Origin of the sequence: Parabacteroides sp. B2-S-102, from assembly GCF_023656665.1 — a bacterium.
Classification (GTDB): domain Bacteria; phylum Bacteroidota; class Bacteroidia; order Bacteroidales; family Tannerellaceae; genus Parabacteroides; species Parabacteroides distasonis.
On record NZ_JAMOKM010000012.1, the window covers coordinates 26,036 to 44,274 of the forward strand.

The following is an 18,239-nucleotide window of genomic DNA, read 5'->3' on the forward strand; positions in this document are numbered from 1 at the left end:
CCCTTTATCTGCTTATTGGTAGATAAAGGGACTTTTTTGTATATCTTGGCTCGTCTACTTGAAAAACAAGACGTCTTGATCATGATTCTATTTGTTTATTTGTATTTATTCAAAACTTTTTGTTTGTTTGCATTGTTTTGTATTCAAAAGATTGATGAGGAAATTGATTTTTTCTATATTGAGGAAATAGGGAGGTTATAAATAAGAGATTTTGTCAATGACAAAAAATGAACGATCGCTTCAATGGGTAATAGCGGGAATATTCTTCGTAGTATGCTTTGCTTTCTTTCAATGGATTTACCCAAACCATTTGTTCTTCAAAGAGCAGATGAGGATTTTTTTGTATACCACCGATTATTTTATTTCGTTCTGGGATGAGCCGGCTTGGTTGAGCTGTTATGTGGGGAATTTCTTGATACAGTTCTTCCATTTGACTGTGATAGGCCCGTTAATCGTGACGTGCGTGTTGTTGCTCTTATGGTACTACTCTATGCGGGTTTTACGCAAGTTCGGGAATGGTAATATGGTCTCCATATATGCGTTGTTTCCGGTAGCGTTAGAGTGGGGATTGATTTGCCGGTTGTCGTATAGTATAGCGTCTACGCTTACGTTGATTTTCGTGCTATGGCTCTTCTTGGGATACATCCGGATTAAGAATAAGAGAACGTCCGTTTGGGTGGCTTTTATACTTCTTCCCATAATTTATAGCATGGTCGGTAGCCGGCTGTTTGTCTTCTCCTTGATGGTGATATTCTATGAGGGAGCCAAGAATAGGAAACGGTGGTGGTTCTGGCTTTCTCTTTTGTTATCGAGTTATTTATATCCGTTGTTCATGCGTCATTTTTATGGATTGAGCATTGAGGAGGCCTATAAATATTCCCATGTGGATGGCTTGAGCGTATATTTCCCCGCTTTAGCGTTGATTCTAGAGATATTCGCTTTGGAGATTAAAGGTATACGTAGGATACGTCTGAACCGGCATAGCTTGCTTATAACCTTTTTAGTCGTATTTGGATTCTTTTCATTTGTTATAGCGGGTACGAACCGGAAGCGGGAAAAGGTTCTGGCAGTAGACCAAGCGATCTATAGGGGTGATTGGGAGCGAGTCTTGGATTTGTCTGCCGGATTTGATTCTCCCGATATCTTGGTAAGTTATTATAGGAATATCGCTTTCTCCAAGAAGAACGAGTTGCCCCAGAATTTGATGGATCATTATCAACGAGGGGCGGACGCCTTGTTCTTGCCGATCGATTTGAGGTCTTCTATACTTCCCGTGTTTTTCAGTAATGAGGTGTATTATCAATTGGGAGATATGGATATGGCCCGTCACCGGGCGATCGAAGGAATCTTGTTCAGCCCTAAACAAAGAAGCGTACGGCAGATCAAGCGGCTGGTGGAGATTGATATGCGGCGAGGGGATATTGAGGAGGCTAGAAAATACCTGAACCTATTGGACGCGACGTTATTTTATCACTCATGGGCAAGGTCGAAGGAGGAACAGTTGAAGGGTGAGGAGACCTTGTCGATGGAGAAACGTTTGCCGAGGAAAAGTGATTAGGAGCGAGAGCACGACATACTAATGTCCATATCCGATTATCCGGGCGTACTGTCAAGTTTGGTGGCGGAATATCCGGAAAATAAACAGGCATTGGATTATTTGTTGTGCTATTATTTACTGAACGAGAATTTGAATAGTTTTAAGAATACGTTCGATACTTATTATAAAGGAAAATTTGAGGTTGTACCCCGTTTGTACGAGGAGGCTTTGGTACAAGTCTTATCTAAAAGCTCGGACGAGGAGGTGGCCGGTTATCAGATACCTCAAGATGTTATCGAGAATTACCAAGATTACATCCATTGTAAATCGGGTAGAAAAGCAAAGGAGGAATTACGAGAACGTTATTCCTCCACCTATTGGTACTACTCTGACTATATTCATTGAATAATAGTGTAAGTGATCAGCGGTTCGCAAGGAAGGCTAAGGCTTTCTCCATGTCCTCCGGTGTATCTATACCGATCGTTTCTTGCTCTGTGATGCCGACCTTGATTTTATATCCGTTTTCCAACCAGCGTAATTGCTCAAGGCTTTCCGCCAGTTCTAAAGCGGATTGAGGTAATTGGGTGATTTCTTTCAGCACTTGCGCACGATAGGCATATAACCCGATATGTTTGTAAAAGGTATGACTCGGCAACCATTCCGTATATTTCTTGCCCCGGATATAAGGAATAATAGATCGACTGAAATACATAGCCTCGTTGTTTTTGTTGAGTACGACTTTCGGGGAATTGGGATTGAATAGGGAACTCTCGAAATCATCGTCCGAACGGAAAGGCTTTACCAATGTCGCTATTTGCGTGTTTGCGTCGGCGAAGCAGGTTTTGATCGTCTGGATTTGCTCGGGATGGATAAAAGGCTCGTCACCTTGGATATTGACAATCACATCATACCCTTCGCCTATTTTCTGATAAGCCTCGTAGCAACGATCCGTACCGCTACGATGTTGATCGGAGGTCATGACGACTTGGCCGCCGAAGGCTTTAACCGCATTCTCTATCCGGATATCGTCGGTAGCTACGCAAACGGAGTCTAAGACATCCTTTACTTGCTCATATACACGTTGTATCATGGGCTTTCCGTTCATATCCGCTAATGGCTTCCCCGGAAAACGGGTAGAGGCGTATCTCGCCGGAATAATTCCTATAAACTTCATCATTCTATATCATTTTGTTAACTGGTTACTACTTTTCCTTCGCTTAACTGGATCAACTTATCCCGTTCGCCTACGATCCATACGATATCTCCTTCCTCGAAAACCGTACTAGGAGGCGGATTCTTGATCGAGCTACTTCCACGTTCGATACCGATTACCAAGCAAGCGGCTTTATCACGGATACCGGACTCTATGATGGAGCGGCCGATCAATCGGGAACCTTCCGAGATAATGATTTGCTCCATATTCATCTCTTCCTTTCTTGTGTTCGATTGCTCGGCGTATGATTTCTTGTAGCGTTCCTCCAGATATTTCCTAAAGTGCTCCAGATCATCATCTGCGCCAACTACTACCAGTTTATCGAACGGGTAGAGCCGCTCGTCTCCTCCCGGTATGTTGATTCGCTTCTCTCCCCGGATAATCGTTACGATATTTACGTTGCACTTTTGCCTGAAGTTTAATTCTTTCAGGCTTTTTCCCATACTGGGGGAATTCTGCTTCACCTCGAAATCTGCTAAATGGAGATCTCGTTCTAATAAGTGGTTCGCGAAACGCTGGTTAATCGGGGCTTTTCGCTCTTGCTCCATTTCTCTCGCTACAAGGTTACTGAAAAAATGCCGTTCCATCAAGATCGACTGCCTCTTTAGCCGTTTGGAGAATATCATTAATACGATAACAGCGGAGGCGACCGCCAGCATAATTCCTAGCGCAGCATTCAATAACCGTGCGACAGGAAGCATGACGAGACCGATACAGAGCAGGATTCTGAGGATCACGAGTGATACTAGGGGACCCCGGTTATATTTATTATCGTTCCATAATTGCTGGAACTCCACGGAATGATTCTTTTTCATCATGATCGCCCGCAACATCGGGGAGATCAGAGCTAGGATTAAGATCAAGGAGATTAGACTTCCTTGGATGCCGGGCAAATGTTTACAGATGAACGGAGTCACGATTTGTAGCCATAAAAAGATAAGTACTAGGCAGACGGCGGTATAAGTACCGACGATGCGGACCAAGGCTTTTAGTAACTTATTCCATGCGCTTTTTTGACGGATCGTATTGGAACCGGATGAATATCGCTCCAAGAACTGTTTCCAATTCTCCGGTATGATCCGCTCCGCCCATTTGTAGGTAGGTTCCGCTAGCCGGATCATATAAGGTGTGAAGAATGTCGTGATCACGGATACGGCGACAACGATCGGATACAGATATTGATCCGTCACGTTTAATGATAGTCCCAAACCTGCGATGATGAAGGCGAATTCTCCGATCTGCGCTAACGAGAAACCAGACTGGATGGCTATTTTTATCGGTTGTCCGGACAGTAATACTCCGAAACTGGCGAAACAAATCTGTCCGGCCATGACTACGAGCGTGATAATGAAAATCGGGATTTTGTACTCCCAGAGCATCTGAGGATCGATTAACATGCCTACAGACACGAAGAAAATCGCTCCAAATAAGTCTTTTACGGGTTTTACCAAATGCTCGATCCGTTCAGCGTCAATGGTCTCGGCCAAAATAGAACCCATGACAAAAGCTCCGAGAGCCGATGAGAATCCGGCTTTTGTGGCGATCATAACCATACCAAGGCATAGCCCGATGCTCACGATCAACAGAGTCTCCTCATTTAGGAAGCTTTTTGCCTTTTTCAGAAAAGAGGGGATCAAATAGATCCCGACAACGAAACAGAATAAAAGGAAAATGCCTAATTTGACCACGCTATCCAGCATCTCCATGCCTTCCACGTGTTTACTTACCGCTACGGTAGAAAGTAATACCATTAATAATACGGCGAATAGATCCTCCACCACCAAGATACCGAATACGACACCGGCGAATCGTTGGTTACGCAATCCCATGTCGTCGAATGCCTTGAAGATAATCGTCGTGGAAGACATCGATAACATACCTCCGAGGAAAAGACTGTTCATATGTCCCCAACCCAGTGATAAGCCCGTGATATATCCCGCTGTCATCATACCTATAACAACGGTTATGGCTCCAATGACGGCGGTTCCTCCCACCTTCATCAACTTCTTGAAACTGAAATCGAGCCCCAAAGCGAATAACAGGAAGATAACGCCTATATCAGCCCAGATACGGATACTTTCCACATCTGTAACTGTCGGTATTTGCTCGATGGAAGGTCCGGCGAGTATTCCGGCTACGATATACCCCAATACGACCGGTTGCTTTAACTTTTTGAATAACAGGGTAACCAACCCGGCGGATATGAGTATGACCGCAAGATCTGATATTAGCGCAGGTATCTGAGACATCGTTTATTGTTTTTTCGATTGCCAAAGTTAGGTATTTATTTTAATTTTGTGTCTCAAAACAGAAGCCAAAATGAAGAAGAAACATCCGATTGAAGCGCTTATAGAGCAAGGGGAACATCAACAACTTGATTTCAAGTTTGAGGTGAGCGACAGCAAGAAGATTGCCCGGACATTGAGTGCGTTCGCGAATACAGATGGCGGGCGGCTGCTGATTGGAGTGAAGGATAACGGCGCTATTTCCGGTGTGAGAAGTGAGGAGGAATATTATATGATCGAGGCTGCTTCTAAAATGTATACGCATCCCGAGGTGCCGTTTACAGCTAAGCGCTGGGATGTCAACGGGAAGACCGTATTGGAGGTCTATATCGCCCCAAGCGATGAGAAACCGCATACGGCACCGGATAAAGACGATAAATACAAGGCCTATATCCGGGTTGCAGACGAGAATATATTAGCGAACGAAGTCCTCATGCAAGCATGGAAGAAGCAGAAAACCAAAGAAGGTACATTGCTGAAAATAAGTAAGCCCGTCGAGATCCTGTTTTCTTGGCTCGACGAGCATCCTTATATCAGCATAAAGCAATTTTGCCGTATCGCCCATATCAATTATTATGCGGCCCGTAACATCCTAAGTGATTTGATGGCTATGGGAGCGATGGAATATGTCGTGATCGATAAATGTATTGCCTATAAACGGATCGCATAGACTCGTTTATAGGTTGATTACATAGACTTGCGCGCTCTCGAATCTGACGACTTTGATAGGAGTCCCTTTCTCGATGAAGCCAGACTCCGATACGCCGTCATACAACTCTCCCTCGATAGATACTTTACCCGAAGGACGTAAAACGGTAGCGGCCGTGCCCTCTTTTCCGATCAGTTGTGTCAAATTGGGGCTGGATACCGCTTTTTCCAAATCAGCGTTTAATGCCATTTTCTTTAGCGGTCCTTTATGTCCTATTTTGTTGGATAACCATATCACTAACGTGAATCCGATACCCAGACCTAATAGAACCGTTAAGGCGGCTCTGCCCGTATCCATTCCAGATACGTTTTGAAAATCAAAAACAGTATTGTTCAGTAAGCTCATCGTAAGTCCGCCGACCACGAGAATAATTCCACTTATCCCCGCTATGCCAAAGCCCGGGATCACGAATATCTCCAACATTATTAATATAACGCCGAGAATGAATAACAGGATTTCCCAGTTTTCAGCCAACCCGTCCATATAGAGAGGAGCGAAGTAAAGGATAGCCGCTATTATCGCGGCGGCGGATGGAAAACCAAGCCCCGGGGTTTGCATCTCGAAGTAAATACCACCGATGATAATAATGATTAATAAGCCCTGTATTACCGGACTCATAAAGAAACCTTTTACATTATCGAACCATGAGGGTTCATAACTTTTAATCTCATAGTCCTTACATCCGATATATTCTGTGATTACTTGATCCGGACTCTCGGCGATGCCATCGCAATAACCCCATTTGAGTGCTTCTTGAGAGGTAAGTGTCAATACCTTACCGCTATCGATGAGGTTGGGGACGATCACTCTGTCATCGACCATCGCTTCGGCGATTAAAGGATCTCTTTTCCATTTATAGATCGTGTCGCCGTTTTGTATAAGCGTATCTTTCCCTTGTGCCTCAGCCGTCGAACGGATCATGGAACGCATATAAGATTGATATTTATCAGGTAGAGCCGCACCCGTTTGATTGACAACCGTTGCCGCACCTATATTCGCCCCTTTCCGCATATAGATTTTCTTGCATGCTATGGAAATTAAAGCACCTGCTGAAGCTGCGTTATTATCGATAAATACATATACCGGTATGGGACTATATAAAATAGCCGTTCGCATAGAATCGGCAGATTCCAGTAATCCGCCGTATGTGTTCATATGCAATAAGATGGCATCGGCGTTCAATTGCTTGGCCTCTGATAATCCGTTATGGAGATAAATCCACGTGGTGTTATCGATCTCTTTTTTTATATCAATCGTATATATTAAGGACTTCTCTTTAGCCTCTGATTGAAGAGAGATTGCAAGTATTAATACTATAGCTGTTAATATTGTTAATAAACGTTTCATCTTGTTTGTATTATATTCGTTTTTAATATTTGGTTGAAAATTGTAACTGGCTTGTTGTAAATGTTGATTTTTGTAACTTGTGCAACTTGTAAATAATACTCATTTTCAGTAAGATTTACAACAAAAATATTAAGTTACGATTTTTAATATTAATATTTATCAAAGAACTGTATATCTCCATTTTTAATTTATATATTTGTTGCATCCTTCAATGTTTGAGGGATAATACTTATACAGTATTAAACTTTATTTAACTAGTAAAAATATGAATGCGTTGCAATTTCAGAAAAAATTATTGAGCATGCAAGAAAACATGATGAATTTTGCGCTTATGCTTACAGCGAATAGGGATGATGCCCAAGATCTGATGCAGGACACAACGCTGAAGGTTTTAGACAATCAAGAAAAATTTGTAGACAATATCAATTTTAAGGGCTGGGTCTTGACTGTGATGCGTAACATTTTCATTAACAATTATCACAAGATCGTTCGCACGCAAACTGTCGTAGATCAAGGTGTCGACTTATATAACTTGGATGTCGTGAACGATTCAGGTTTTGACTCTCCGGATGGCGTTTATCAAATTCAAGAGATCACGAAAGCGATCAACGGTTTGAACAATGAGTTGAAGGTTCCATTCTCTATGTTTTTGAGTGGCTATAAGTACAATGAGATCGCTGATAAACTGGATGTTCCTCTGGGGACGGTTAAGAGCCGTATTTTTTTCGCTCGACAAGAATTACAAAAAGTTTTAAAAGATTTTCGTCAAGGATAAAATTTACTTTATATAAAAGAAGCCGTCTTTAACAAAAGACGGCTTTCTTTTTATTCGGCCGGTTGGTATAAATATCTCTTGATACTTCTTTTGGGTGTTTTCTCGAATTCTTCTTGATACAGCTTGAAACAGGTGATTTTACTGTAATTCGGCATCTCCTCGTTTACTTGGTCAATGTTGGTCTGCATCAACTTCTCGATTTCGGAATGTTGTATACCTGCCTTATCTACTTGCTCCCAATCGGGATAGATGAGGGCGACTAGTTTACCTCCTTGGGAGATGATGAGCGATTCCGCTACATATAGCATATTATTCAAGCGATCCTCGATCTCTTCCGGATAGATATTTTGTCCGCTGGGGCCTAGAATCATGGTTTTACTACGGCCGCGGATATATAAAAATCCATCTTTATCGAGGGTTCCCAGATCGCCGGTACGCATCCATCCGTCAGGCATCATAACGGCTTTCGTAGCCTCCGGATTCTTGTAATAACCGAGCATCACGTTCATACCCTTCACCAATATTTCTCCCACCTTGTTTTCCGGGTCCTCTGAATCGATGCGGACTTCCATACGGTCGACGATACGTCCTACGGAACCGGGCTTAAACTCATCCCATTGCGCATAGGAGACTAGCGGGCCACATTCGGTCATCCCGTAGCCTACGGTATATCGGAAATGGATGGAATGAAGGAACGTCTCCACTTCTTTATTGATAGCGGCTCCTCCGATAACGATCTCCCCGAAGTTCCCTCCGAAAGACGCCGTTAACTTGGCGGAAATGGTATCCAGTACTTTCTGGTCTATATAGGGGACTTTCAAGAGCAATTTAATCAAAGGCTTCTCCAGTTCAGGGAATACCTTGTTTTTGATGATTTTCTCGATAATCAGAGGTACGGCTAGGATCAGCGCCGGCTTGATCGTCGTAAAAGCTTCCGCTATGATTTTTGGGCTGGGGGTACGTGTGAGGAAGTGTACATGGCAGCCTTTATTCACGGAATTCAATACCTCGAATGCCAATCCGTACATATGGGCCATCGGAAGCATACATACGATATTATCACCCGGATGGATGAACGGTAAATTGTCGTAAGCGAATTGCGTATTACTCCATAAGCTCCGATAGGGGATCATAACCCCTTTCGAGAAACTGGTGGTTCCGGAAGTATAATTAAGTACCGCTAATTCTTCCGGCTTTTCCACGTGATACCGAACATCGTTCGACGTGAATGAACGAGGGTACTTTTTACCGAAATATTCATTGATCCGGTCTCTTACTACCCGGACTTCTTTGCTTTTACTGTGAATGATCGAGAAGTTATCCAGCATCATGAACAGTTTCACGTCAGGCATCATGCGTTCATTCATATTCTCCCAGTTGCTGGAAGCGGCAAGGACTGCCTTTGCCTCGGAATGATTTACGATATGATGTATATTATCCGGTTTGAATTCATGTAGGATAGGCACGGCTACGGCTCCATAAGCCAAGATCCCGAAGAAACAGATCGCCCAGTTGGAGGAGTTCCGTCCAACTAAAGCCACCTTATCCCCCTTTTTAATGCCGGCATGCTCTAGGATAATATGAAATTTCTCGATTCGACGAGCTACATCTTTATAATGGAAGGTATGTCCATTATAATCGGAGAACGCCGGGAGATCCCAATGCTCCTTGATGCTATTCTCTATGAGTCCTAAAAAACGATTCTCCATACTAATTTATTTATCAAATAACCATATGACAGGGTGGAAAGTTGTCAAAAGCCAAAGATAGTGCCTTTTCTGTAAATTATGAGTTTCAGTCCGCCGGAAACTGAAATATTCTTTACCTTTGTCTCTCCAAATAGAAGAATATGGTAGCACCTCTGGTAAAACGGATATGGATCTGGTGCAGGAATCTGTTGATCTTCCTGTTTGTATCCAGTATATTGGCGGTAGTGGTATATAAATTTGTACCCGTATATTATACGCCATTGATGTTTATTCGTATGTATGAGCAGCATCAGGATGGGAAGAAAATGAAACTCGATCATACGTGGGTTCCTATATCCAAGATCGCCCAGCCTTTGGTTCAAGCGGTCATAGCGTCGGAGGATAACCTGTTCATGGAGCATAATGGCTTTGATGTGGAACAAATCCAGAAGGCACGGGCCGAGGCCGAGAAAGGTAAAAGGGTGAGAGGTGCCAGCACGATTTCCCAGCAGACCGCTAAGAATGTATTTCTTTGGCCGGGGAAAAGTTATTTACGGAAAGGTATCGAGGTCTATTTTACCTTCTTGATCGAATGGATATGGGGAAAGGAACGTATTATGGAAGTCTATCTGAACTCGATAGAGATGGGGGAGGGCATCTATGGTGCGGAGGCGGTAGCGGAGGCTCATTTCGGTAAGCATGCCTACCAATTGACCAAAAGCGAGGCAGCCTTGATAGCGGCCACACTTCCAAATCCCCGGAAGTTTAATTCTGCTAAACCGTCACCTTATATGCTGAAACGACAAGCGAAAATAATTTCCTTAATGGGAAAACTGATAAAAGTAGAAATGGGATATGGTGCCGGGCAAGTTGATCCCGGTACCGGAAAGGTTAAAAAAAGAAAGAAATGGAGAGCTTCCGTTATCATGACTTGGGACGAATCGCTTATGCCGATGCGTTAGAATATCAGACAGCTGCTTTCGAGGTCTTATTGGATGCGAAGGCAACGGGAAAGAAAGAGGATAATCAATTATTCTTTTGTGAGCATTTACCGGTCTTGACGATCGGTAAAAGTGGCAAGGACTCTAATTTGCTTATTCCCGAGGAAACTTTACGGGAACGAGGGGTCTCGTTTTACCATATAAACAGAGGGGGGGATATAACGTATCACGGGCCGGGACAGATTACCGGTTATCCGGTATTTGATCTGGAATATTGGAATCTGGGATTGAAACAATACATCCATATGCTGGAAGAGACGATCATCCGTTTCCTATCGCTTTACGACTTGAAAGGGGAACGTTTGGAAGGGGCGACGGGTGTATGGCTAGACCCTGAAGTACCGGGGCGTGCCCGTAAGATCTGTGCGATTGGCGTGAAAAGCAGCCGGTTCGTTACGATGCATGGCTTTGCTTTGAATATAAATACGGATCTGAGTTACTTTTCATTGATCAACCCTTGTGGTTTTACGGATAAAGGCGTTACCTCCTTGGCTATGGAGTTGGGGGTACCCCAAGACTTTGAGTTGGCAAAAAGTCAATTGAGATCGATTTTCATGGAAATCTTCGCTTGATATGGCAGTCATTCATTTCGCTCCTTTGCAAGGATATACGGATTCGGTTTATAGAGAGGCGCATACCCGAGTATTCGGGGGCGTAGATACCTATTATACTCCTTTCGTAAGGATAGAGAAAGGTGGTTTCCGGAATAAGGACTTGAAGGATATCGCTTGCGATAGAAATAGGCAGGTACATGTCGTACCGCAATTGATCGCTTCCACACCAGACGAGTTTCGGCCGATCGTGCGTTTATTCCAAGAGAATGGATACAAGGAAGCGGATATTAATTTAGGATGCCCTTTCCCTATGCAGGTCCGTGCGCATAGAGGCTCGGGACTTTTGCGGTACAAGGAAGAGGCCGAGTCTTTATTACGTACGATTGAGGAGTTCCCGGATATTTCTTTTTCGGTGAAAATGCGTTTGGGGTGGGAGTGTACCGACGAGTCATTCGTGCTTCTTTCCTTATTAAATAAGTTACCTTTGAAGCATATAACCTTGCATCCCCGGTTAGGGATACAGCAATATAAAGGAGCTATCGATTGGGATGGATTCTCTCGTTTTTATGATGAATGTGAACTTCCCTTATATTATAATGGAGATTTAGTGGGGCTGGAAGATATCCGAGGAATAAAGGAGCGTTTTCCGGGGCTTGCCGGGATCATGCTGGGACGAGGGTTATTGGCCTCTCCTTGGCTGGCCACTGAGTTTGTGTCCGGACAGGTCTTGACCGTGAATGAGAGGCGGGATAAACTAGTCATGTTCCATGAGTCGTTGATGGATGAATATGCTGCCCGGTTGGAAGGTGGCGAGCATCAGGTATTATCTAAAATGAAGACAATCTGGGATTATCTTTTGCCGGAGGCCGATAAAAGGCTTCGCAAGAAAGTATTGAAAAGTACTTCCCTTACTTCTTATCAGTCGGCAGTGAAAGATTTGTTGAGTCTTTGACTACGGGAGGGACATTCGTAGAGTCTTTGGGGATCAAGGGTAAAAGAGGCCTCTTTCTTCTCCTGAAAATCTCAGAGAAGTTCGTGAAGTCTTTCCGGTACATGATACCTACACCTTGTATGGTTAATGCTTGCTTCAGGCCGAAATACATATCTCTGGCATGGTTATAAGCCTTTAGCCGGATCTCACCGGAGGGGGTCAACTTATATTCTAGGTCGAACTCTCCGATAAAAGTGTTATTTTTGCCTGTAGTGACCGTATTTCTCATACCGAAATTACCATTGATCAATAAGCGGTTGTTTAGCAACTGGCTGGATAATATCATCTCATATTCCGTGTCTTCCTTGAAACCGTCCTGTCCCGCTCGTATGTTTGTCCCTATTTGTACTTTATCCGTGAAACTACCTAATAGATTGGATAATTGCGCTGAGATAGCGGATGAAGCCACGGCGTTTAACTCGCTAGACTTATAACTCGTTTGGGCATATTCTGGTGTGTAGAATTTATTTAACACCAGCAAATAAACAATTTGCCGAGTCATCATATCCTCTGTGTCTATAAACGCTTTGACTTGACGCTCTAATTCCTCGTTAGAGTTCGGAAATTCTAAGTCGAAGGAAATAGACGGGCTGCGCAATGCGCCTTTAAGGTTTAAGACGCAATTGACGGGTATGTTTGTTCGAGAACTTTCTTGTAAGAGACTCTGATCCAAGTCTCCGATATTTGCGGTCAGATTGTAGATCGCATTGATATCCATATGGGCATTAAAGGGATCGCCACGGAAATTGATCGTGCTACCGTCTCTGATCTTAAAGTCTTTATGGATGATTTGCTGTAAGCTGAAATTATAGTTTCCTTGTACGATATTCACGTCGCCATACATACGAAGATCACTTCTTGTTCCATATTGTATTTGTAAACTTCCACTGGCGTTTCCTTTGATACGGTCTCCCGCTATCGGGTCCATGATTAGCTCTATATCGGCATCGGGTGTGATATCAAGGAGGAAGTTCATTCGTAGCTCGGCTCCCTCGTCTGTCTCGTGTACGATATTCAATGGGTGTGTGGACGTGGAATCTACGTTAGCGGCCAACTTGCTTTTATCGACGAACGTGATAAAATCATAGTCCGTAGCCGAGTTCTTATTCATGAAGTCCAGATAAATAGCGGTCTTAGGTTCGCTTTTCATATTAATATCAAAGTCGATCAACTTACCGTTACCCTTGATCTGCGCCGTTCCACTGGCGAATACAGTTCCGTAAATCAGCGGATTCTTTTTCTGGTTGGCGTTATACATCAACATATTATTGCCTTGCACGTTTACGAGGAAGCTATAATCCCGGAAATGCAAATGGTTGAACTTGAGGCTGACTTTCCCTAGGTTGCCGAATTGATCCTTGACCGTGATATTCCGTAAATTGACGGATGTAGAGTCAAGGTGGACGGAATCGGAGAAGGTATAATACGTATCCAAGAAATCAACGCCTACCCCTCCATCCATGACATAGGCATCTCCCTCGACATTCAGCTCCTTAAAGGGGCCGTGCAAATGTATACTTCCGAATCCCCGGCCTTGCAAGTTCTTTACGACCGTATCGACAAAGGGCTGCAAGAAAGCTAGATTGATATCATTGGCATCGAAATACAAGGATAGCCCCGCATTGGGTCCGACCGGGAATACATAGCCGTTTACATCCGTCCAAGTGCTGTCGTTCTTGTAGATGCTTCCCAGCATAAGGATACCTTTCTGTGCGTCGTCCCATTCGCTGAAGAGATTGAGGCGACCCAAGGGGGTTTGGTTGAATGAGAAATTCTTTACTTCCAGATCCGTGTTTAGCATACGGCTATTGAATAAATCATTCACGTAGAACTTACCGGTAGCCTCACCTCCGAATTGCAAGACTGGGATATTCAATACGTCGAAGACATAACTCAGCTCTATTTGCTTCAAGTCTACCAATAAAGTATCTGCCGGATCTTTTGAGATCGTCCCTTCCATAGATAAATACTGGGTCTCATGATCTACCCGGAAATGCTCGATACCGATCTTGCCCTCACGAATCGTTATATTCGCCGGATTGATGGTCCAGAGCGTGTCTTTAATAATGAGGGGGCTTTTATTCAACGTGACTTCCGTACGTAACTTGGCCGGCCCTTTCTCGCTTTCCTCTTCGACAAAAAGGGTAGAGGCGGAGATGTCGGCCTTAAATAACCGCTCTTTATTATTCGCCCAGCCAATCAGGGTGTTCACCAGATTATCTTTAGCGTCTGCTTTGATATCAAGGTAGTTACGCAGTCCCTTGTCGTTATAATTAATCGTTTTTAATTGTAGGTTTACCTTATCGTTCGGATTGTCGCAAACCAAGTAGCCGGATTCGAACATGGATTTCCCGAGATTGAACTTCGGAAGCCACGCCTCGATACGGAACTTATTATAAATATTATTATAATGTCCCGTGATCCGTCCGGGTTGCACCATCGTGAACGGTAGTTTTAATGTCGTAGAAAGCGCTTCCGTATTCTCGATCGTTAATAGGAGGGCGAAGTTATTCTCTTTCACGATTTGTTTTTTCTGGGTCGTGTTGATCAAGGCTGGCACATATCCCTTGAACGTATTCATAAGGCTGGGGATTAGCGTGTTGAATGAGTAAGACCCGGTGACCTCTCCATTCAAGATATCGGACGTTATGGTTAATTGCCGGTCGAGACTATGCCCCGAGGCAACTACTTCGAATTTCTTAAGGAAGAAGCTGCTGGGAGTGGTCTCGAAAGAAAGACTGTCCAACGTGATGCTACCTTCCAGATTATCGATATTATCTCCGGTGAAATCCGCGTTTAAAGTCAAGGAGATATTCGGCGCCTCATATTTGTCTGTCAGGTTCAATCGGTCCGGCCGGAAATGATCGAGGCGGGCGGTGAAATTAAACAAGGAGTTTTGCCCTTGGTGCTGGAAGATGCCTTGGGCGTGTAACTCGCCATTGGGATCGTTTACATGGATAGTCCCATCGAAACTACTCTTCCTGAAATTACCGGAAAGATTTATATCCTTGTATTTATAAGCTTTATAATCGAACTCCTTGACTTGTGCTTGGATATTTCCGGAGAAATTTCCGCCAACAGGTCTACGGGTATCGATATTGATGTCGAAGCGAGCCTCCCCGAAAGGATTATTCTCACCAAATAACTCATGGAGCCGCAAGCTGCTGGAGGCGATGCGTCCCCGTAGGTAAGCGGCTATATTCTTATCCTTGTTGCTACCGAATATCAAGTCTGTCTGTATGGAGCCGATGGAAGACGATAATTTTCCGAAAGCGACTAGGTTATCAAAAAAGCCTGATATCTCGCCCGTGAAATTGATCGTCCCCAATTTGACGACCGAGGCCGGGAGACTCTTCGGACGCTCATTGAAGTTATTGGCCAGACTGGAGATGCCGTCTGTCGTGATATACATCTTATTCACCTTCCCTAAAAGATACGTTTCCTCAGGATAGGTGATGTTTTTCAGTTCCATATGGCCGATAAACAGCATCTTATCGCTATACTTCAAGGTGAGGCGCTTCAAGTTAAAATTATTGATGTAGCCGTTTGCCTCGGCCGATAACTCAATCGTGTCGGCGAAGTTCTTGAACGCCGGGACGAAAGGGGATAAGTCTTTCAGGCAGATTTGCGAAGGTGTTATATTCAAATCGATCGGAGCGTTGTTCAAGAGAGCGGGAAGGCTATCGATCTCGCTTAAATCGATCCGGGCACGCCCGATCTTCAAGTTTGTCTGCGGCAAGCGTACCTCGAAGTCCTGCACGAAAGCGCTATCCCGGTTCCCGACCACGTTCAGCGATAACTTATTCAAGGAGAAACCGGATGCCTCATCGAAACTCATCTTCTTGATATGGGCGTTCACGCTGTCCTTGTTAAAAGCCTTGAGGGATATCTTGGCACTCAGGTTCTTGATATCGATATGCTTGGCGTTGAACTTTCCCGGGGTCTCTTTCTCGCTATCCACGTTATAGCTGAAATTACCTCTTCGGATCATGATGGAGTTGAAACGGAGATCGATATTCTTCTCTTTCTTTATCGAATCCTTGCTGGCGAAAGCGTCGATGACGAATTGCAGGTTCAAGGGGCTTTCGGGCGTATGTTTTCGTAGGTTGAAGGAGAAACCGAACAAACGTACCGTCGTGAAGACGAACTTCCCTTCCAGTAACGGCATGATCTCGAATCCCGCCGCCACATGGTTCGCCTCGAACATGACTTTCCCGTCTTGGTCTTCCAGATAAAGCCCTTCCAGTACTAGGCGATTGAACCATTCGATATCCACGTTACCGATCTTTACGGGCACACCGAGGTGGCCGGATAACTGGGTCGTGGCTACTTCTGATACTTTGTTTTGAATATAAGGAATTCTCAGTAAGATGCCCGGCAACGCATAGAATATCCAGAATAATGTAAGCAGGGTAATGATTATGTATTTAAGTCCTCTGATATCTTTTCTATTTATTTAGCGCAAATCTACAACAATATCGCGATAGATTTCGTTAATTCGCGGAAAAAAGAATGAAGATATGAGTATAACGATATTAGGAATCGAGTCTTCTTGCGATGACACTTCCTCTTCGGTGATCCGTGACGGCGTGATGCTGTCCAACGTAATAGCCAGTCAAGCCGTTCATGAGGCCTATGGCGGGGTTGTCCCCGAGTTGGCTTCCCGTGCCCATCAGCAGAATATTATTCCGGTAGTAGCCGAGGCCATCAAGCGTGCCGGCATTGATAAGTCCGAGTTGAGTGCCGTGGCGTTTACTCGTGGACCGGGTTTGATGGGTTCTTTATTGGTCGGGACCTCGTTCACCAAGGGTTTGGCCGCTTCCTTGGATATCCCGATGATCGAGGTCAATCACTTACAGGCTCACGTGTTGGCTCATTTTATCAAGGAGACTCCGGACGATGACCATGCTCCCTCGTTTCCTTTCCTTTGCTTGTTGGTTTCGGGCGGTAACTCGCAAATCATAAAGGTGAACGCTTATAATGATATGGAGGTGATCGGCCAGACGATCGACGACGCCGCGGGAGAGGCTTTCGACAAATGCGCCAAGGTGATGGGACTGGGTTATCCCGGTGGCCCAGTCGTGAATCGTTTGGCGAACGAGGGTAATTCGAATGCCTTTACGTTCAGCAAGCCGCATATCCCCGGATATGATTATAGCTTCAGTGGCCTGAAGACCTCCTTTTTATATACCTTGCGTGATCATTTGAAAGATGATCCGGATTTTATTGAGAAGAACAAGCGAGACCTATGCGCTTCCTTGCAAGCTACGGTAATCGATATCTTGATGAGTAAATTGCGTAAGGCGGCGAAGGATTTGCATATAAATGAAGTAGCCGTCGCCGGAGGTGTATCGGCCAATTCCGGTTTGCGTGAGGCATTCTTGGATCACGCCAAACGTTATGGCTGGAAAGTACATATCCCGAAGTTCTCGTTCACCACGGATAACGCCGCTATGGTAGCTATCACGGGATATTATAAGTATATGGATAAGGAGTTCTGTCCGATGGATGCCGCTCCTTTTTCTAGGATTGTCTTATAGGAAAATAGTTTTACTATAGAGAAACAAAAGTTTCTTCTAGGGAAAACAAAAGTTTCTTCCTAATGAAACTATTGTTTTCCCATAATGAAACTCCTAGTATCATTATAACAATGGAAGTAGATGATTTACCAATAGAGTTAGAAGTTGCGGACGCACTCAAATCAGGACACCTGATGATGGGTACGGCAGAGAGTTGTACAGGCGGAAAGATTGCCAGCATGATAACCTCCATGGCGGGCAGCTCGGAATACTTCACCGGGGGCGTGGTAGCCTATTGCAACGAGGTGAAGCATCATGTGCTCAGTGTCTCCGAGGCGGACTTGAACACTTTCGGGGCCGTAAGCCAGCCGGTTGTGGAGCAGATGGCCCGTGGAACTATGCGGGTATTGGGATGTGATTGTGCCGTCGCTACCTCCGGGATCGCCGGGCCGGGAGGCGGGACTCCCTCGAAACCGGTGGGAACGGTATGGATTGCCGCCGCTTATAAGGAGAGGATTCTCTCCGAGTGCTATCATTTCGGGGAGAATCCTCGTATGGAGAACATTCGCTTGTCGGCAGAGGCGGCGTTGCGTATGTTGCTCGGATTGATTCGTGAGTAA

The 18,239-nt window shown here is 44.5% G+C and carries 12 protein-coding genes and 1 pseudogene; 8 read left to right on the forward strand and 5 right to left on the reverse strand.

All coding sequences use genetic code 11. The features are described 5' to 3' along the window. Nucleotides 1-217 precede the first annotated feature (217 nt). Nucleotides 218-1,942: pseudogene (locus NBH07_RS14820) on the forward strand (DUF6057 family protein). Nucleotides 1,943-1,958: 16 nt separating this feature from the next. Here the strand turns inward: NBH07_RS14820 and kdsB are convergent. Next, nucleotides 1,959-2,711, reverse strand: coding sequence for a 3-deoxy-manno-octulosonate cytidylyltransferase (kdsB, locus tag NBH07_RS14825; RefSeq protein WP_005855678.1), 753 nt, complete (start codon nucleotides 2,709-2,711; stop codon nucleotides 1,959-1,961). A 17-nt stretch (nucleotides 2,712-2,728) separates the two neighbouring features. Beyond that, a complete protein-coding gene (locus NBH07_RS14830; protein ID WP_005855680.1) occupies nucleotides 2,729-4,999 on the reverse strand; it encodes a monovalent cation:proton antiporter family protein in 2,271 nt (756 codons plus the stop codon). Between the two features lie 70 nt (nucleotides 5,000-5,069). Between NBH07_RS14830 and NBH07_RS14835 the strand changes: the two genes are divergently transcribed. Continuing rightward, nucleotides 5,070-5,705, forward strand: a complete 636-nt coding sequence (locus NBH07_RS14835) for an AlbA family DNA-binding domain-containing protein (protein WP_005855682.1) — start codon at nucleotides 5,070-5,072, stop codon at nucleotides 5,703-5,705. Nucleotides 5,706-5,711: 6 nt separating this feature from the next. Here the strand turns inward: NBH07_RS14835 and NBH07_RS14840 are convergent, their stop codons facing one another. Continuing rightward, nucleotides 5,712-7,091, reverse strand: coding sequence for an NfeD family protein (locus NBH07_RS14840; RefSeq protein WP_009017742.1), 1,380 nt, complete (start codon nucleotides 7,089-7,091; stop codon nucleotides 5,712-5,714). Between the two features lie 265 nt (nucleotides 7,092-7,356). On the opposite strand from NBH07_RS14840, the gene NBH07_RS14845 reads away from it, so the two are divergent. Further along, complete coding sequence (locus NBH07_RS14845) at nucleotides 7,357-7,866, forward strand: RNA polymerase sigma factor (RefSeq protein ID WP_156682585.1); 510 nt, start codon at nucleotides 7,357-7,359, stop codon at nucleotides 7,864-7,866. Between the two features lie 50 nt (nucleotides 7,867-7,916). Here NBH07_RS14845 and NBH07_RS14850 read toward each other — a convergent pair whose 3' ends face one another. Continuing rightward, nucleotides 7,917-9,575 (reverse strand): AMP-binding protein, encoded by a 1,659-nt coding sequence (locus NBH07_RS14850; RefSeq protein WP_005855687.1) that lies wholly within the window; start codon nucleotides 9,573-9,575, stop codon nucleotides 7,917-7,919. A gap of 140 nt (nucleotides 9,576-9,715) precedes the next feature. Between NBH07_RS14850 and mtgA the strand changes: the two genes are divergently transcribed. From mtgA to NBH07_RS14865, 3 genes are read left to right on the forward strand one after another with little or no spacing between them, the layout of a single operon-like run. Beyond that, complete coding sequence (gene mtgA, locus NBH07_RS14855; RefSeq protein WP_005865395.1) at nucleotides 9,716-10,516, forward strand: monofunctional biosynthetic peptidoglycan transglycosylase; 801 nt, start codon at nucleotides 9,716-9,718, stop codon at nucleotides 10,514-10,516. After that, the gene (lipB, locus tag NBH07_RS14860) at nucleotides 10,462-11,127 is read left to right on the forward strand and encodes a lipoyl(octanoyl) transferase LipB (protein WP_005855691.1); all 666 of its coding nucleotides are present in this window, start codon (nucleotides 10,462-10,464) and stop codon (nucleotides 11,125-11,127) included. Before mtgA ends, lipB begins: the two co-directional genes overlap by 55 nt. Before the next feature lies 1 nt (nucleotide 11,128). Continuing rightward, nucleotides 11,129-12,061 (forward strand): tRNA-dihydrouridine synthase family protein, encoded by a 933-nt coding sequence (locus NBH07_RS14865; RefSeq protein WP_008780951.1) that lies wholly within the window; start codon nucleotides 11,129-11,131, stop codon nucleotides 12,059-12,061. On the opposite strand, the gene NBH07_RS14870 is transcribed toward NBH07_RS14865, so the two are convergent. Then, the gene (locus NBH07_RS14870; protein WP_156682584.1) at nucleotides 12,018-16,481 is read right to left on the reverse strand and encodes a translocation/assembly module TamB domain-containing protein; all 4,464 of its coding nucleotides are present in this window, start codon (nucleotides 16,479-16,481) and stop codon (nucleotides 12,018-12,020) included. The two genes, NBH07_RS14865 and NBH07_RS14870, sit on opposite strands and share 44 nt — an antisense overlap. A 139-nt stretch (nucleotides 16,482-16,620) precedes the next feature. Here NBH07_RS14870 and tsaD point away from each other — a divergent pair, with 139 nt between their 5' ends. Together tsaD and NBH07_RS14880 are read left to right on the forward strand one after the other, a co-directional pair. Continuing rightward, a complete protein-coding gene (gene tsaD, locus NBH07_RS14875; protein ID WP_009017744.1) occupies nucleotides 16,621-17,640 on the forward strand; it encodes a tRNA (adenosine(37)-N6)-threonylcarbamoyltransferase complex transferase subunit TsaD in 1,020 nt (339 codons plus the stop codon). 62 nt (nucleotides 17,641-17,702) lie between these two features. Beyond that, nucleotides 17,703-18,239, forward strand: a complete 537-nt coding sequence (locus NBH07_RS14880) for a CinA family protein (protein WP_250833530.1) — start codon at nucleotides 17,703-17,705, stop codon at nucleotides 18,237-18,239.

What these genes read in the sequence shown, in the direction of transcription:
- kdsB (WP_005855678.1), bottom strand. Translation starts at nt 2,711, where the DNA reads ATGAAGTTTATAGGAATTATTCCGGCGAGATACGCCTCTACCCGTTTT.
- NBH07_RS14830 (WP_005855680.1), bottom strand. Translation starts at nt 4,999, where the DNA reads ATGTCTCAGATACCTGCGCTAATATCAGATCTTGCGGTCATACTCATA.
- NBH07_RS14835 (WP_005855682.1), top strand. Translation starts at nt 5,070, where the DNA reads ATGAAGAAGAAACATCCGATTGAAGCGCTTATAGAGCAAGGGGAACAT.
- NBH07_RS14840 (WP_009017742.1), bottom strand. Translation starts at nt 7,091, where the DNA reads ATGAAACGTTTATTAACAATATTAACAGCTATAGTATTAATACTTGCA.
- NBH07_RS14845 (WP_156682585.1), top strand. Translation starts at nt 7,357, where the DNA reads ATGAATGCGTTGCAATTTCAGAAAAAATTATTGAGCATGCAAGAAAAC.
- NBH07_RS14850 (WP_005855687.1), bottom strand. Translation starts at nt 9,575, where the DNA reads ATGGAGAATCGTTTTTTAGGACTCATAGAGAATAGCATCAAGGAGCAT.
- mtgA (WP_005865395.1), top strand. Translation starts at nt 9,716, where the DNA reads ATGGTAGCACCTCTGGTAAAACGGATATGGATCTGGTGCAGGAATCTG.
- lipB (WP_005855691.1), top strand. Translation starts at nt 10,462, where the DNA reads ATGGAGAGCTTCCGTTATCATGACTTGGGACGAATCGCTTATGCCGAT.
- NBH07_RS14865 (WP_008780951.1), top strand. Translation starts at nt 11,129, where the DNA reads ATGGCAGTCATTCATTTCGCTCCTTTGCAAGGATATACGGATTCGGTT.
- tsaD (WP_009017744.1), top strand. Translation starts at nt 16,621, where the DNA reads ATGAGTATAACGATATTAGGAATCGAGTCTTCTTGCGATGACACTTCC.
- NBH07_RS14880 (WP_250833530.1), top strand. Translation starts at nt 17,703, where the DNA reads ATGAAACTATTGTTTTCCCATAATGAAACTCCTAGTATCATTATAACA.